The sequence below is a fragment of the Porphyromonas sp. oral taxon 278 str. W7784 genome (assembly GCF_000467855.2).
GTDB lineage: Bacteria > Bacteroidota > Bacteroidia > Bacteroidales > Porphyromonadaceae > Porphyromonas.
On the sequence record NZ_KI259258.1, the window covers coordinates 429,961 to 445,079 of the forward strand.

Sequence of the window (15,119 nt, forward strand, 5' to 3'; positions counted from 1 at the left end):
CCTGGTACTTCGCTACCGCTCTTGGAGAAGGGAGGGCGACTGCCTTTAGTGCTCCGAGGAGGTCACGAGTCTTCCCCGCAAGCCCATTCGCCACCCATGGGGAGAAAGGCTACCTTTGTAGAGCGGGCGGAGAGCATTACTCCCCGCATCAAGCATCCATGATTGTTCCTCCGATTATCCTCTTGCAATGGCACTCCTTGGCAAGTTCTTCAAGAAAGACAGCACGGTCTTCTCTCCCGCCTCTGTACTCCCAGAGATTATGAAGGCGCTCACTGAGGAAGGCTACCATCCCGTGCGTGATGCCGAGGTGCGGGTGGTCTATGAGGAAGAAGAGATCCTCTGCTGTTTCTACTACAGCGAAGAAGAGCCTGACTTCCTCCTCGTACAGGCTACCTTCGAGCGAGGAGCCTTCGATGAGGTCGATGACCCAAGCCTACATCGGGCTTGTGCTCAGCTTAGCCACAGGCAGAAGGTGAGCAAGGCTTATATCGATGAGGAGGGCGATGTCGTTGTAGCCGTAGAGACCTTCCTTTTTGCAGGCGTGTCCCTTGCTCCCCTTGCGCTACATATGAGCCGTGCTCTAGGGGTGGCACTAGCATCCTTCTACCAAATACTCGAGGAGCTCTTGGGGAGGAAGCCAGCGGAAGTAGACTAAGTGAAATACCTCTATGTGGCGGACGAGGATCCTCATCCCTCGCCTCAAGAGTCCATAATAACCCATTCAAGTAATTACTAGCGATGTCACTTTTCGACAGGTTCACCAAGAAAGAGAATAAGACTTTTGCTCCCTCCTCCGTCCTTCCTGCGATCATCGAGACGCTTAATCAAGCAGGATACAAAGCTCAGCGTGATACCGATGTCTGTGTAGTCTATGACGATGACGGCCTCTACTGCTACTTCTGGTACAGCGAAAGAGATCCTGAGTTCCTGCTCGCACAGGTCTGCTTCCAGCGTGAAACCATCCCCACTGGTAGCGAGCTACTACTTCATCAGGTCTGTGCGAAGGTGAATGCAAGCCAGAAGGCGGGTAAGGCTTATATCGATGAGAAAGGAGACCTAATGCTCACCGTGGAGGCCCTCATCCCCTCCGGTAGCCCTATCGATCGTCTTGCGCTACACATGGCGAAGGCGCTAGCTGCGGCGACTGCCTTCTTCTATTTCACTTACAGGGATCTTACTGGAGATAAGACGGAGTAACGGGAAGAGCCTTGAGATGCTTGCTCCTCGGTCTCGGGTGATGGAAGGGATGGGCAACTGCCTACCGTCGTGTCGCTCGTAGAGCAGTTGCTTCTTGCTTTGAGATTCAACACAAGTATATCTGATTACCTATTGCCTATATCCCTCCTTGATAAGTTCCTGAAGAGGGGTGGAGCGACCTTCACTCCCTCCACGGTCCTTCCTACGATCCTCGAGGTCCTCGCTCAAGAAGGCTACTGCCCTCAGCGTGATGGCCAGATGCGTATCATCTATAAGAATAAGGGCAATCCCTGCTACTTCTTCTATCGAGAGGATGATCCTGAGTTCTTGCTCGCACAAGCCTCCTTCAAGCCTGACGGCTATAGACATGTCGACGAGCTCCTCCTTTATCAGGTTTGCTCTCGTATGAATGCGACCCAGGAGGCGGGCAAGGCTTATATCGACGAGGAGGGAGGCTTGACCTTTACGGTGGAGTCCTTTATCCTGCCGGACACGCCTCTTGCTCCCCTCACTCTACACATGTGTAGGGCTCTGGAGATGACCCTCGCCTTCTTCCATCGGACACTTAGAGCGGTCTCCGAGGTGCAAAAGGCCGAGAAGGGGGACGCAGACACGAGCTCCACACTGATTCCACCCTCGGGTAGCCTACCCAGCTAGCCCTCTTCCCTCAAGGAGACGCTTTCTCCTATCACAATCAATCACTCAGAAGCTATGTCATTCTTTGATAAGTTCAAGAAGCAGGGAAGTGCCGCTTTCGCTCCCTCTATGGTACTCCCTGCGGTCATGGAGGCACTCACCGAGGCAGGCTTCAGCCCCGTGCGTGAGAGTGCTACGCTGGTGAAGTATGCAGAGGGTAGTGTCCTCAGTTACTTCTGCTACCGAGAGGACGAGCCTGACTTCCTGATGGCGCAGGCGAACTTCGAGCGAGGCGCCTTCGGTACGGAGGAGGAGCTACTCCTGCTCCGAGCTTGCGCCAAGACCAATTGCCTCCAGAAGGCGGGTAAGGCCTACATCGACGAGCAAGGCGATCTCTCCTTCACGGTGGAGAACTTCCTCCCCTGGGGTACGCCTATTGGTCTCCTTACACTATATATGAGGAAGGCACTTGCCTCGACCATTGCCTTCTTCCACGAGACGCTCCAGGGGCTCGCTGAGGAAGCGAAAGTAGGGTAGGGGAAATGCCTACCTTTGTAGAGTGGGTGGGGAGGGCTAGTTCCTCCTCCCCTAGAGCTACGATACTTACCTGTATGATTGATTAGCTATGGCACTCTTTGATAAGTTCACGAAGAAGAAAGATACCCCTTTTGATCCCTCCACCGTACTACCTCAGATCATGGAGGCGCTTGCTAAGGAAGGCTATTGCCCCGAGCGAGATAAGGAGGTACGAGTCATGTATAAGACGGATGGGCTCGTCTGCTACTTCTACTATCGGGAAGACGATCCTGAGTTCCTGCTGGTACGAGCCACCTTCGACCGAACGGACTACGAGCGCTACGATGAAGCACTCCTGCTGAAGGCATGCTCTCGGACGGACTACGACCAGAAGGTCGGCAAGGCTTACCTCAAGGACAATGGCGATATCGTCCTCTCGGTGGAAGCCTTCATCATGCCGGGGGTGCCTATTGAGCGTCTTGCCCTGAGGATGAATAAAGTCCTCTGCTCGATAGATAGCTACTTCCATCGGACGCTCAAGCAACTCACCGAGGAAGAAGAAGCGGGGCGAGCTGGCTCGAAGACCGACTCCTCCCTCCTGCCTCCCTCGGGGATGCTCCCGAGTTAGACCTTAGCCCTCGTCAGGTCCACCAATGGAAGCGCCCTCCCTTCTCTCGTCTAGTCACTTCGGTGATCGTAGGGGAGAAGGGAGGGCGCTTGCTCTAGGGCTCGCCCCGATTGAGTAGGTTCGCTCCGCTAGTGTGCGGGGAGGGAGTGGGGCAAATGAAGTATCTTTGTATAGAAGGTGAGAGGCAGAGTCCCTCGCCTCAAGAGACCCACGATATTAGCTCCTATTGACAGAAAGCGATGGCCCTGTTTGGCAAGTTCACAAAGAAGATAAATACCGCTCTTGTCCCCTCGACGGTACTCCCGACGATCCTGGAGGCGCTCACGAAGGCAGGCTTCCGCCCGACCCGTGATACCGAGATCCGAATAGAGTACAAGAATGAGGGCTATTTCTGCTACTTCTGCTACCGAGAGGACGATCCTGAGTTCCTGCTGGTGATGGCGACCTTCGAGCGGAGTTCCTTCGAAGATAAGGAGCTGTCGCTCCTGCACAGGGCTTGCGATAAGACGAACTACGACCAGAAGGTCGGTAAGGCTTATATCGATGAAGCAGGCGATGTCGTTTTCACAGTGGAGACCTTCCTCATGGCTGGCACGCCTATCGATAGCCTCTCGCTACGTATGAGTAGTGCTCTCGTCTCGACCATAGCCTACTACCATCGGACGCTCAGGCAGCTCGCCGAGGAGGAAGCGACGGGGACGGGAGGCTCTGAGCATGGTGCTACCCAGCTCCCACCCTCGGGAAGCCTACCGAGCTAGATCTATACCTCCGACGACAGCCCTAGGAGGCGTCTTAGAGAGGTTGTACGAATGACTCCTGTAAGTACCCATCTAAAGTCATCCTGACGACAAATACTGCGATCATGAGACAATCTGTCACAACTATGCGCTCTGGTCAGTTGTTTGTATTTAGGGAAGAAAGGGTAACTTTACCGCCACTATGCCCCCAGCCTAGCTCCCCTTATCCCGCCTCAGAGTGAGGCGCTGGAGCTGGTAGAGAGAAGGGGGCGCACGTTTGAATGACTTAATCACAAAGACGCTACTGGACTTATGAAGACAATGAAGCTATTCCTCCTCGTAGGAGTAGGTCTCCTATGGGGAACGACTGCTCTCGGGCAGACGGACAATAAGTACCTCGATGATGCCTACTATCGTCGCAGTGATCTGCGTAAGATAGATAAGGAAGAGCGCCGTAAGGCTGAGCTCCGCCGAGCCGCCGAGCGTGCCGAGCGTGAAGCTTGGGAGAAAGAGCAGGCAGCGCTCATCGCTACCTATAAGAAGAAGCAAGCGGATCGTGAGCTCGATGCCTATAACGGCCATCTCACCCTCCCCGAGGATACCATCACCCTGACCCGAGCTGAGCTAGGACGCCTGCTCAAGGAGCAGCGCTCCAGCGCCTACCGTGGAGAGTCTGACCCCGAAGTATATGGTCCCTACTCCTCACGCCTGAGTCGCTTCTACGGGAGTGGCTCGATGACCATCCAGGGAGCACGCCGTGTCTATATAGATGCCGACCCCTGGTACTCCGACCTCGACTACCGCTATGCCGGCTCCGACGTATATGTACGTGTGGGCTCCCGTGACCCCTACTGGGGCAGTCGCTACGGCTGGGGTGCTAGCTGGGGCTGGGGCTCGTGGTATGATCCCTACTATAGCTATGGCTCCTACTGGGGCTACCCTCGCTACTACGGTAGCTGGTACGGGGGCTACTATGACCCCTACTACTATGGCTACTATCGTGGCTACTATGGAGGCTACTACGGATCAGGCTATGGCTACGGCTATGGTAGCTACTACGACTACTATCCCGGCTACTACTATGGCTACGCTGCTGGAGCAGCTACCCGTGTCTACAGGGAGCACTACTACAACAATCCCTATTCGCATGGCGCTCGCTCGGGATCCCAACGCTCAGGCTACTCCGCTTACTCCTCTGTGCGTGATGGAGGCTACATCAATGCTCCACGCTCCTACGACCAGTACTCCACCGATCAGGACAATAGAGGCTACTGGGACGCTTCCCGCAGTCAGCAAGAGAGACGCCAGGAGCCCCAGCGTACCTACGACTATTATCCCCAGAGAAGCTATGACCGCAGTGCTTCGCAGTCGAATAGCTCGCAGAACTCCGGAGGCGGTGGCTCTACCACGCCCCCTCGTCGACGCTAAGAGCCGTCGGACGAGCTCTGCTTCATCCTCCACTTCACTAGATATTCAGACCGATGACCTACAAGCATAAGATCTTGGGCATGGTGGCGCTCAGCCTCTTGCCCCTCTCCCTCTCAGCGCAGAGTGAGACCGAGGCTCTCCGTCTAGCGTCTCCCTATGAGCCTGCAGGGTCGGCACGCTTTGCCGCCCTCTCAGGTGCTATGGGGGCTGTCGGCTCCGAAGCCTCTTCGCTGGTGCGCAATCCAGCAGGGATCTCCCTCTATCGTGGCGCCAACCGTCTCTCCCTAACGCTAGGGGGAGGCTATGGTTCTGACCGAGGCTCTTGGTATGGCAAGACCACGGAGACGGCTCTCGGGGGGAAGTTCCTCTTCGAGGAGTTCTACTATCAGGCCGGGACGAATAGAGCCACTCGTGGCCCGCTGTCCTTTGCCTTTGGGATCCGCAATGCGGGACGCTTCGACCGGGAGCTCAATGCCGAGGCTCTCCTGCCCAAGGAAGGAGGCTTCACCTCTCTGGCTGACTACGCTGCAGGGCGTACCAATGGCGCTCGCTTCGACAACGCACGCCTACGGGAGGTCGACCGCTATTTCTCCTTAGGCTACCTTCAGTCGAAAGATGCTTTCTCCAACGCTTATGTACCTTGGATCTCTATCCTTGGTGCTGGCTCCGGCTGGATCAATCAATCGGGGAAGCGCTTCCACTCGAACTACATATTCAATACCGATCCTAGTGGTAAGCCCTACCCACAGCCCAGCATAGGTCTGCCCGATCAGGCTAACCTCCTGCTTCGTGAGAAGGGGTCTATCACCGACTACGATATAGCGCTCGGCTATGAGGCCAACGATGCGCTTCACTTCGGGGGGACACTGACGCTCTCCTCGCTTGACTACGAGCTCAGCTCTTACTACAGAGAGGCTTTCCGTGAGAACTCTTCACTGACGCTCCTCAACCGCAAGAGCGTCTCGGGCTTCGGCGCACGCCTTGGTCTCGGGATGATCTATGAGGTAGCCGAAGGCCTGCGTCTCGGAGCTTCCGTCTATAGCCCCACCTTCTATACTATGAAGATGGACTTCCAGGCGGAGGGACGAGGTGTAGCTCAGGGCAAGGTCGGCTCTGTCGGTACTCCTAACTCTGGAGCTACAGCGTACAACCTTCGTGGGCCCTGGCGCTTCGACCTTAGTGGCGCCTTTGTCGTCGGCCATCATGGTATCATTAGTGCCGACTACGAGTATGCGACGCTCGGGCTTCTGCGCTTGACTAACTCCTCCGCCGACGGCTACGAGTCGAGCGATGCAGGCTTCGAAGAGGATAATGCTCGCCTTCAGACTAACTACGGCGGTGTACATACTATTCGCCTCGGCATGGAGGGAATGCTTACGCCACGTATCGCTCTGCGTACGGGCTACCGCTACTCTTCCTCGCCGGTGAAGAATGCGCTCCTCAAGGGAGACCAGGCTAAGACCGAGGCCCTCGTCTCTGGGCCTATGGTACACTATACCCTGCCTGACGCTGTGAACAGCTTCTCCCTCGGTGCTGGCTTCCGCCTCACGCCGACACTCTCCCTCGATCTAGCTTACGTCTATACCGAGAGTAAGGCACGTACGTTCGCCTTCCCCTATCTCAATGACTACGGCACGTACTTCGATGCTTCTGACGCCGACATTCGTGCAGGGAAGGTACGCCCCGATGCCCTTGATGGGATGAAGGCGATCAGCGAAAGTAACTTCCGTCACAAGGCAATAGCTACCCTGTCCTTCCGCTTCTAGCGGAGGGATGGGGGGCTTAGCCCTCCTACCTAGGCAATTCACTCATAAACACTATGGATAATTCTCAGATCTCTACTCAGGAAGGCGCTCAGCACAGCCAGTTCGCCTATGAGTTCCCCTCACTCGTGAAGCAAGCAGTCCAGCGCACCTTTGTCTGGATGGCCCTCGGTCTAGCTATCACTGGTCTCACGGCGATCTTCGCAGCGGACTCAAACTTCACCTCCTACCTCTTCTCGGGATCAAGCTTCCTCTTCTATGGGCTCCTCATCGCCGAGCTTGCTCTGGTGTGGTTCCTATCGTCTCAGATCATGAAGCTCAGTGTCCCCGTGGCTACGGCTTCCTTCGCTCTGTACTCGGTGCTCAACGGGCTGACGCTTAGCCTTATCTTCTACATCTATACCGAAGCCTCTATTGCCTCGACTTTCTTCGTCACAGCAGGGACGTTTGGGGCGATGGCTCTCTTCGGCTACGTGACTAAGCGTGACCTCTCCCGCTGGGGAAGCCTGCTGTATATGGCCCTTATTGGACTGATCATCGCTAGCGTCGTCAATTGGTTCCTCGCCAGTGCTACACTGATGTGGATCACCACGTACGCAGGGGTTCTCATCTTCGTCGGGCTCACTGCTTATGACACGCAGAAGATAAAGCAGATGCTCTGGGAAGCAGCGGGCGACGAAGAGTTGTCTAAGCGCGTCTCCTTGATCGGAGCTCTGGGCCTCTATCTTGACTTCATCAACCTCTTCCTCTACCTCCTCCGTATCCTCGGACGTCGGAGATAGTAGGGAGCACCTCCTAAGAGAAAGGGTGAGGCTATACGACGAGCCTCACCCTTTCTTTGGTATCAACACCATGCTATAGATGAATATCCTAGTAACAGGTGCGGGTGGACAGCTGGGGCAGGAGCTCCAGGAAGCCGTGCGGACTCGCTCGAGCCAGCATACCTACCACTTCGCTGACAGAGCTCGTCTCGACCTCACGGATGCCTCGGCTCTGGAGGCTTATCTAGAGGCACACGCCATCCAGCTCATCATCAATGCCGCTGCCTACACGGCTGTAGATCGTGCGGAGGACGAGCCAGAGAAGGCCGACCTGGTCAACCATCAAGCCGTGGCCACACTTGCCCGCCTAGCTAAGCGGATGGATGCCTTCCTCCTGCATGTCTCTACCGACTATGTCTTCTCGGGCGATGCCCATACGCCCTATACCGAGGAGGCACCGACGGCTCCCCTCGGTGTCTATGGCAGAAGCAAGCGCCTCGGTGAGGAAGCCATCCTTGCCTCGGGAGTAAGGCATCTGATCCTGCGCACCTCGTGGCTCTATTCGGCCTACGGGGCGAACTTCGTCAAGACGATGTGTCGCCTCCAGAGCGAGCGCCAGGAGCTTCGGGTGGTCTTTGATCAGGTCGGTTCGCCCACGTGGGCAGGGGACTTGGCAAGCTTCATCTATGAGTTCGCCGAGCGGGGAGCACTGGAGAAGCAGGGGATCTACCACTATAGCAACGAGGGGGTCTGCTCCTGGTACGACCTAGCGGAAGCAGTACGCCAGCTCACGGGGAGCACCTGTAAGATCCTCCCCATACGTAGTGCTGAGTACCCGACACGAGCTCAGAGGCCCGCCTACTCCGTCCTCGATAAGTCCCGTCTCAAGGCTACGTTCGCTCTGGAGCTCCCCCACTGGCAGGCCTCGCTCGCCCGCTGTATCGCCCAGCTCCAGTCTTCTCCCCAGAAGTAGGGAGATGGCTAGGGAAAATACCTAGATGCGATGATTGTGCATCAGGCTGATTCCTTGTTTCTTTGTCGCACCGCTACCTAGAGTACCTTCCCGTGGAGGGTAGTGGCACCTCTTGATCCCTAATTATAACGACAAGATAAGCGAATGAACAAGCAATCGATGCTCTTCCCCTTAGCGCTCGTAGCGCTCTTCTGTGGGCTCGTCTTCTCCTCGTGCAAGGAGGCTCAGAAGCAGACCCCAGCGGACGTCCATCACCTCTCTGGTACAGAGTGGGCCGACTCTACAGGGACCTTTACCCTCCACTTCAATAGTCCCGAGGAAGTCCAGCTCCGCCTGAACTATGCCGGGTCGCCTATGGGGGAGATGAAGTACAACATTGCCTGCCACCTGTCGGGCGACACGGTCTATATCGAGGATTACAAGAAGACGACTCCCTTCGCTCGCATCACTATCCTCAAGGGCTTTAAGGGGGTAGTCGCTGGTACTTCGCTAGTGGCGAGTTTCGTCACTTCCGACGCTAAGGTCGAGGCGGGAGCTACCTTCCCTACCTTCACCGAAGTACCTCTGGAGGAAGTCGTCTTCAGTAAGAAGTAGCCTCGGAGAAGACCCGTACGAAGTCGGGTGAAGCACCCGTAGCCATTCGGACGAATACCCATAGGTAACGAGCAGAGACGACCTGTGTCTCTCCCTTAATACAGCCTCAGCGACGGAGCTAGCTCCATCGCTGAGGCTGTTTCTTTTCGCTCGCTAGAGCCCTCCTTCGGTGCCCGTAGAAGCCGTTCCTTCCCCTTCAGTGAAAACCACCCCTTTCCTTTCGTAGAGCCCTCCCGTCTGCAGTTGTGAGGAGAAGAATGTCCCTAGGGTGTTGCATGATTCGGAAGAATATGTACCTTTGCTGTGTAATACTGATTGATCACACCTGTCAATTATGAAACGATCCATCTTCCTACTCCTATGCTCCCTGCTGGCGATCGGGGGTACATGGGCACAGACACCTAGGACGGCTATCCGTGGCATCCTACTACGCTCTAGCGATCGCACCCCTGTAGAGTTCGCCAATGTCCTCCTGCGCTCCCCGAAGGACAGTACTATGGTGACGGGAGCGGTGACCGACTCACTAGGCGCCTTCCACCTACCGGTCTCTGCGGGGGATTACCTCCTCGAAGTGCGGGCCCTCGGCTACGAGCCTTTCCTCAAGAGCCTGACGCTAAGGGAGGGGACACTTGACCTCGGGGGGCTCCTCCTTCGTGAGGATGCTCAGGAGCTCAAGGCAGTAGAGGTCACGGCCAAGCGCCCCATCATAAGCCGTCGAGCGGACCGCTTGGTCTTCGATGCGGAGCAACTTGCCCTCGGGGCACAGAATGCGCTAGATGTGCTGAAGAAGACCCCTGGACTCCATGTCACTGATGAGGCTGTCTCGATCATCGGCCGAGGCAAGGTCATCGTCCTGATCAACGATAAGCGTGTCCGCCTCTCAGGTAAGGCGCTGGTCGACCTCCTACGCTCCTACACCCAGGAGGATATCGCTGAGGTGCAGGTGATCACCACGCCTCCTGCCAAGTACGAAGCAGAGGGGAATGCCGGGATCCTCAATATTGTCCTCAAGCGGGCGAAGAACGATTACCTCGGGGGGAGTGCTTCGCTCGGCTATGGTCTGGAGCGAGGTCAGTCAAGCTACAATGCCTCTACCAATCTGAACTATCAGCAGGGGAAGGTCTCGGCTTCGCTCACCCTCAACGGCTCGACCTACGACTACAAGTCAAACTTCGACACCTACAAGACTTACCCTTCGGCGGCCCTCTATTCGGAGAGCCTCAGCCAGATGAAGCTCAAGAGCAAGGACTACGGGATCCGTGGCGGGCTGGACTACGCCTTCACCCCAGAGCTCACGATGGGGGTCACGGCCTCCTACACACCAGAGTGGCAGAAGTCCACCATCACGGATATCACGAAGAACTATAAGATGCTTCCCTCGGGAGGCCGAGAGCAACTCCTCGGCGTCCCCGCCCAAGGACTCGAAGATAACTACGTGGGCTATAGCTCGCTGAACCTTCATCTGGAGAAGACCTTTGCCAGCGCTCCTGGGCGCAAGATCTCCTGGGACGCTGACTATGTCGGCTACACCTCGTCGGGAGATCATGACTTCGCTTCGGTCTCCGAGACCCCACAGGGGCATCGCCTCCCTGATCTAGACTTCGCCTATACCTCTGCTACGAGACAGCGTACCCGCTCCTACCTGACGAATGTGGATCTGACCCTGCCTCTAGGGAAGACGATCCTCAGTATGGGGGCGAAGGGAACGTGGACACGTACCGACAACCGCAATACCTATCATCGCCACACGACGCTAGGGAAGCGGGACGATGCGACCCTCTTCGACGAGCATGTCTACGCCCTCTATGCCGACGTCACTCAGCCTCTGTCGGAGCAGTGGGAGCTCCGTGGCGGTCTGCGTATGGAGTACACCCATGCTGCGGGCGAATCTAAGGGGCAGGCCCGCCTCAACCTCAAGGACTATGTCAACTTCTTCCCCACGGTCTATCTGGGCTACAACCCCAGTGAGCGCCATGCCTTCAACCTCGAAGGGACGGTACGCCTCGACCGCCCACACTTCAGCCAGCTCTCACCCTATCCCTTCTATGAGAACCGGTATCTTCTGGTGATGGGGAAGGAGGACCTTCGGGCTTCGAAGCGGGGTTCGGTGACACTCGGCTATACCTTCGGAGGGAAGCTGAACTTCCAGGCCACGGGTTCCTATCTCTGGGATGGGATCGCAGCGGTCCTCACCCTCGACCCCAAGACCAACGAAGCACGCTACCAGACGGACAACGCTGAGACGCAGTACAGTTTCGGTCTGGAGAATAGCTACCACTTCACCTCGCTCTCCTTCCTGCAGTGCTACGTGCAGCAGAGCCTGTACTATACCTCCTCCAATCTTGCTCAGCAGGGGCAGACCCGGAGCGAGAACAAGGGCTTCTCCTACAGCGCTAGCCTCAATGGGACGGTCTTCTTCAACCCCTCGAAGACCTTCACCGGTACCTTCTTCCTCGCCTACCTCTCCCCTCAGGTCGCTAACGGGGGGCGCATCTCCTCGATGTGCTTCACGGGGGTGGGTCTCTCCTATGCCCTCCTCGAGGGTAAGCTACGCCTTACGACGAATCTCAACAACCTCATTCGTACGGACAGCCACTTCACGATGGTCTCCGAGGGGAATAAGATCGAGGTCGTCAACTACATGCCACTTCGTACCTTCGATGTCGGAGTCTCCTATTCCTTCGGGGCTTCGCTCTCGAGCAAGGAGCTCGGTGAGAATGCTAAGGCACTCCGCTCTCGTATGTAGAGGAGCGCTGATCGGATCAGTGCGGATCTGAGAAGGAGTACGGCTCGGGGAGGAGACTCCTCGGGTCGTACTCTTTTCTTTTCGAGGCGGGGGAAGATGCCCCTCCAGAGAGGCCTTTTGTTGAGAGGCTTTGGGAGGGGTAAAAAACGACCTACGGTAGGTCGCTGAAAAAACCTACTGTAGGTCGTCTTGACGACCCACTGTGGGTCGCCGATGCGACCTACCGTAGGTCGTTTCTATGTCCCTTCGTGTTGGGCTCCTTCGCCGAGTGCTTGGAGGAAGGGTTTTCCCCAGGGAAAGGGGGGCTGTTTGGTAGGGAATTTTCCCCCTTCGAGGCCTCGGTCAAGTAGCTCGGCTCTAGGGGCTTCGTCTTAGGCCGGAGAATAGTGTCGAGGATTGTGTGTCGTAGGGGGTAGTTTGTACTACTTTAATGTTGTATATTTGCTAGTGCATTCGAAGACTCAGGATATGGACGAAGGACGCATCGCACGAGTACGTGAGATGGAGGACGCTCTCAATCGATGGGTGGACCTCGGCAACAGGGGAGAGGCTCTCCTGGAGGCTATGACCGCTGACGTCCAGAGTCTCGAGAGGCTCATCACCTACTACAGCTCGCCCCAGTGGCAGCGTGACTACGAGGATAGCAATCGGGGGCTCTTCCCCGAAGATCTCCCTCAGGGAGTCCTGAGCGAGGATGCTGTCTTCGACCTCCTCACCCAACTCCATGGTCTCGTAGAGATCGTCCAAACGCTAGATCACCGCTTAGAGCAAATACACTAATGAAGTCCCTGGGTGGCGACACCTCACCCGCAGGATGAGACGCCCCCCTGACGTACATACTAAACACCTACATCAAACAACTATGCAGTACAGCCTCAATCCCATAGTGCGTGCTATCGGGAAGAATCCAGAAGCCTTCACTAAGGCCGACATCATCAAGTACATCCTCGACAATGACATCCACAAAGTCAACTTCCGCTACACGGCAGCTGATGGGCATCTCAAGGTGCTGAACTTCGTCATCCAGGATGCTGAATACCTCGACGAAGTGCTCTCCTCGGGCGAACGTGTAGACGGCTCTAGCCTCTTCCCCGGCCTGATGGAAGCTGGTTCGTCTGACCTGTATGTCGTGCCTCAGTTCGCCTCGGCCTTCATGGATCCCTTCACGGATGAGGACACGATCTCCTTCTTCTGCGCCTACATGGACAAGAACGGTCAGCCTCTCTCGGCAGCACCCGATGAGATCCTCCGCCGTGCAGCTAAGGCCTTCCGTGAAGTGACGGGTGGCCTAGAGTTCTACGCCATGGGCGAACTCGAGTACTACGTCATCGGTGAGCAGGAGGATGGCTACGAAGCTGTCGACCAGCGTGGCTACCACGAGATGGGCCCCTTCAGCAAGCAGATCGACTTCCGTACCGAGGCGATGCGCCTCATCTGCCAGTGTGGCGGTCAGATCAAGTACGGCCACGGCGAAGTAGGGAACTTCATGGCCGATGGGCTCAACTATGAGCAGAACGAGATCGAATTCCTCCCCGTGCCCGTCGAGCAGGCTGCTCAGCACCTCCAGCTCGGCAAGTGGATACTCTTCGAGCTCGGATGGAGAATGGGGCTTAAGGTCACCTTCGCACCTAAGATCATCGTCGGTAAGGCGGGTAGCGGGATGCACGTCCACACCAAGATCGTCGACAAGAACGGTATCAACCAGTACGTCGACAAGGCTGGTGAACTCACGGCTACCGCACACAAGGCAGTGGCTGGTATGATGAGTCTGGCTGCTTCGCTCACGGCCTTCGGGAATACGAACCCCACATCTTACCTCCGTCTCGTACCTCATCAGGAAGCGCCTACCACGGTATGCTGGGGCGACCGCAACCGCTCGGCTCTGGTACGTGTACCCCTAGGATGGAGCGCAGACGTAGATATGTGTAGCATCATCAACCCCCTCGAAAAGCCCAGCGACAAGCGCTACACCAACAAGCAGACGATCGAATTCCGTGCTTCGGACGGCTCAGCTAATATCTACCTTCTGCTGGCAGGTATCTGTACCGCTGTCCGCCATGGCTTCGAGATCGACAATGCCGAGCAGCTCGCCAAGGATACCTATGTGGCTGTGAACATCCACAAGGATGAGTTCGCAGGTGCTGTAGCCCACCTGGACAGCCTGCCTGCTTCGTGCGTCGCCTCGGCAGAGCGCCTACGTCAGCACCGTGCTATCTACGAAGCTCGTGGTGTCTTCGATCCAGTGACCATCGACATGCTGATCCGCAACCTCGAGGCCTACCAAGACCAGGATCTCCGTGCTAAGGCACAGGCCGATCCTAAGTTCCTCAAGGAGCTTGTCGATCGCTACTTCTACTGCTAGACACTCGGCTGGCTCGGTAGCTCCCGCTCCGAGTAATCCCTAAGCATAAGCCCCAGACCCTCGCAGAGCGAAGGTCTGGGGCTTCTCTATCTACTGCCGGTCACCGCCTAGAGGTCGGCTGGCTTCCTCTAGAGGGGAGACCAGCGTATCGAGGGGGACTCTCTCCCCTCATCCTAGGGTAAAAGGAAGCCCCCAGTAGGTACGCTCTACTGGGGGCTCTTGTGTATCGAGGCTGGCTCGGTACGGCTTAGGCTTCCTTATGCTTCTCGAGCTTGCGCTTCAGTACATCGATGCAGTTATCTATAGCCTCCTCGAAGCTATCTGCAGTCTTGTCTACGAAGAAGTCAGGGCCGTTGACCTTGAGCTTGATGGATGCTTCCTTGTTGTTAGAGATTTCGGGCTTGACAACCTTTAGGACGACTTCGGCGCCTTGGATGTCATCGGCGAAGCGATTGAGCTTATCGAGCTTCTTCTGGATGAATGCCTTGAGCTGCTCTGTGGCATCGAAGTGGATGGCTTGAATTCTGATGTCCATAGTTGAATAGCTTTTAGTTCCCCTGTAGGGGTGTGTGACATACGTTGAGGATAGGGACTGTGGAGGGTTTCTCCCTTCCTTCACACCAAAGTTAGATAAAAGGTTAGATATATCAAATAGCCGTAGCGCCGAGCAAATCTCTTCGCTTGTTCGGCCCAAGGACGAGCGGAGGTAGAAATCAAGAGCTTTGGGAAGGGGGCAAAAGAAACCTACGGTAGGTCGCCGATGCGACCTACCGTGGGT

The 15,119-nt window shown here is 56.3% G+C and carries 15 protein-coding genes; 14 read left to right on the plus strand and 1 reads right to left on the minus strand.

Going from position 1 to position 15,119, the window contains the following annotated elements:
• Positions 1 to 187 precede the first annotated feature (187 nt).
• From HMPREF1556_RS08385 to HMPREF1556_RS08450, 14 genes are all read left to right on the plus strand, one after another.
• Entirely contained in the window at positions 188 to 655 is a 468-nt protein-coding gene (locus HMPREF1556_RS08385) for a YbjN domain-containing protein (RefSeq protein WP_021668013.1), read from the plus strand.
• 83 nt (positions 656 to 738) lie between these two features.
• Positions 739 to 1,197 carry a YbjN domain-containing protein gene (locus tag HMPREF1556_RS08390; RefSeq protein ID WP_021668014.1) on the plus strand — a complete coding sequence of 153 codons (459 nt, stop codon included), beginning with the start codon at positions 739 to 741 and terminating at the stop codon, positions 1,195 to 1,197.
• Positions 1,198 to 1,329: 132 nt separating this feature from the next.
• Positions 1,330 to 1,854 (plus strand): YbjN domain-containing protein, encoded by a 525-nt coding sequence (locus HMPREF1556_RS08395; RefSeq protein WP_052332641.1) that lies wholly within the window; start codon positions 1,330 to 1,332, stop codon positions 1,852 to 1,854.
• 54 nt (positions 1,855 to 1,908) lie between these two features.
• The gene (locus HMPREF1556_RS08400; RefSeq protein WP_021668016.1) at positions 1,909 to 2,370 is read left to right on the plus strand and encodes a YbjN domain-containing protein; all 462 of its coding nucleotides are present in this window, start codon (positions 1,909 to 1,911) and stop codon (positions 2,368 to 2,370) included.
• Between the two features lie 88 nt (positions 2,371 to 2,458).
• Positions 2,459 to 2,977 carry a hypothetical protein gene (locus HMPREF1556_RS08405; protein WP_021668017.1) on the plus strand — a complete coding sequence of 173 codons (519 nt, stop codon included), beginning with the start codon at positions 2,459 to 2,461 and terminating at the stop codon, positions 2,975 to 2,977.
• A 239-nt stretch (positions 2,978 to 3,216) separates the two neighbouring features.
• Complete coding sequence (locus HMPREF1556_RS08410; protein WP_021668018.1) at positions 3,217 to 3,735, plus strand: YbjN domain-containing protein; 519 nt, start codon at positions 3,217 to 3,219, stop codon at positions 3,733 to 3,735.
• A 300-nt stretch (positions 3,736 to 4,035) separates the two neighbouring features.
• Entirely contained in the window at positions 4,036 to 5,142 is a 1,107-nt protein-coding gene (locus HMPREF1556_RS08415) for a hypothetical protein (RefSeq protein WP_232299052.1), read from the plus strand.
• A gap of 53 nt (positions 5,143 to 5,195) precedes the next feature.
• A complete protein-coding gene (locus HMPREF1556_RS08420; RefSeq protein ID WP_021668020.1) occupies positions 5,196 to 6,908 on the plus strand; it encodes an OmpP1/FadL family transporter in 1,713 nt (570 codons plus the stop codon).
• A 53-nt stretch (positions 6,909 to 6,961) separates the two neighbouring features.
• The gene (locus HMPREF1556_RS08425) at positions 6,962 to 7,687 is read left to right on the plus strand and encodes a Bax inhibitor-1/YccA family protein (protein WP_021668021.1); all 726 of its coding nucleotides are present in this window, start codon (positions 6,962 to 6,964) and stop codon (positions 7,685 to 7,687) included.
• A 79-nt stretch (positions 7,688 to 7,766) separates the two neighbouring features.
• A complete protein-coding gene (gene rfbD, locus HMPREF1556_RS08430; RefSeq protein WP_021668022.1) occupies positions 7,767 to 8,639 on the plus strand; it encodes a dTDP-4-dehydrorhamnose reductase in 873 nt (290 codons plus the stop codon).
• Between the two features lie 144 nt (positions 8,640 to 8,783).
• Positions 8,784 to 9,233, plus strand: a complete 450-nt coding sequence (locus tag HMPREF1556_RS08435) for a hypothetical protein (RefSeq protein WP_021668023.1) — start codon at positions 8,784 to 8,786, stop codon at positions 9,231 to 9,233.
• 334 nt (positions 9,234 to 9,567) lie between these two features.
• Complete coding sequence (locus HMPREF1556_RS08440; protein WP_021668024.1) at positions 9,568 to 11,979, plus strand: outer membrane beta-barrel family protein; 2,412 nt, start codon at positions 9,568 to 9,570, stop codon at positions 11,977 to 11,979.
• A gap of 468 nt (positions 11,980 to 12,447) precedes the next feature.
• Positions 12,448 to 12,759, plus strand: a complete 312-nt coding sequence (locus HMPREF1556_RS08445; RefSeq protein WP_021668026.1) for a DUF4298 domain-containing protein — start codon at positions 12,448 to 12,450, stop codon at positions 12,757 to 12,759.
• A gap of 82 nt (positions 12,760 to 12,841) precedes the next feature.
• The gene (locus HMPREF1556_RS08450) at positions 12,842 to 14,341 is read left to right on the plus strand and encodes a glutamine synthetase family protein (protein WP_021668027.1); all 1,500 of its coding nucleotides are present in this window, start codon (positions 12,842 to 12,844) and stop codon (positions 14,339 to 14,341) included.
• Between the two features lie 247 nt (positions 14,342 to 14,588).
• Here HMPREF1556_RS08450 and hpf read toward each other — a convergent pair whose 3' ends face one another.
• A complete protein-coding gene (gene hpf, locus HMPREF1556_RS08455; protein ID WP_021668028.1) occupies positions 14,589 to 14,876 on the minus strand; it encodes a ribosome hibernation-promoting factor, HPF/YfiA family in 288 nt (95 codons plus the stop codon).
• Positions 14,877 to 15,119 lie beyond the last annotated feature (243 nt).

What these genes read in the sequence shown, in the direction of transcription:
- HMPREF1556_RS08385 (WP_021668013.1), top strand. Translation starts at nt 188, where the DNA reads ATGGCACTCCTTGGCAAGTTCTTCAAGAAAGACAGCACGGTCTTCTCT.
- HMPREF1556_RS08390 (WP_021668014.1), top strand. Translation starts at nt 739, where the DNA reads ATGTCACTTTTCGACAGGTTCACCAAGAAAGAGAATAAGACTTTTGCT.
- HMPREF1556_RS08400 (WP_021668016.1), top strand. Translation starts at nt 1,909, where the DNA reads ATGTCATTCTTTGATAAGTTCAAGAAGCAGGGAAGTGCCGCTTTCGCT.
- HMPREF1556_RS08405 (WP_021668017.1), top strand. Translation starts at nt 2,459, where the DNA reads ATGGCACTCTTTGATAAGTTCACGAAGAAGAAAGATACCCCTTTTGAT.
- HMPREF1556_RS08410 (WP_021668018.1), top strand. Translation starts at nt 3,217, where the DNA reads ATGGCCCTGTTTGGCAAGTTCACAAAGAAGATAAATACCGCTCTTGTC.
- HMPREF1556_RS08415 (WP_232299052.1), top strand. Translation starts at nt 4,036, where the DNA reads ATGAAGCTATTCCTCCTCGTAGGAGTAGGTCTCCTATGGGGAACGACT.
- HMPREF1556_RS08420 (WP_021668020.1), top strand. Translation starts at nt 5,196, where the DNA reads ATGACCTACAAGCATAAGATCTTGGGCATGGTGGCGCTCAGCCTCTTG.
- HMPREF1556_RS08425 (WP_021668021.1), top strand. Translation starts at nt 6,962, where the DNA reads ATGGATAATTCTCAGATCTCTACTCAGGAAGGCGCTCAGCACAGCCAG.
- rfbD (WP_021668022.1), top strand. Translation starts at nt 7,767, where the DNA reads ATGAATATCCTAGTAACAGGTGCGGGTGGACAGCTGGGGCAGGAGCTC.
- HMPREF1556_RS08435 (WP_021668023.1), top strand. Translation starts at nt 8,784, where the DNA reads ATGAACAAGCAATCGATGCTCTTCCCCTTAGCGCTCGTAGCGCTCTTC.
- HMPREF1556_RS08440 (WP_021668024.1), top strand. Translation starts at nt 9,568, where the DNA reads ATGAAACGATCCATCTTCCTACTCCTATGCTCCCTGCTGGCGATCGGG.
- HMPREF1556_RS08445 (WP_021668026.1), top strand. Translation starts at nt 12,448, where the DNA reads ATGGACGAAGGACGCATCGCACGAGTACGTGAGATGGAGGACGCTCTC.
- HMPREF1556_RS08450 (WP_021668027.1), top strand. Translation starts at nt 12,842, where the DNA reads ATGCAGTACAGCCTCAATCCCATAGTGCGTGCTATCGGGAAGAATCCA.
- hpf (WP_021668028.1), bottom strand. Translation starts at nt 14,876, where the DNA reads ATGGACATCAGAATTCAAGCCATCCACTTCGATGCCACAGAGCAGCTC.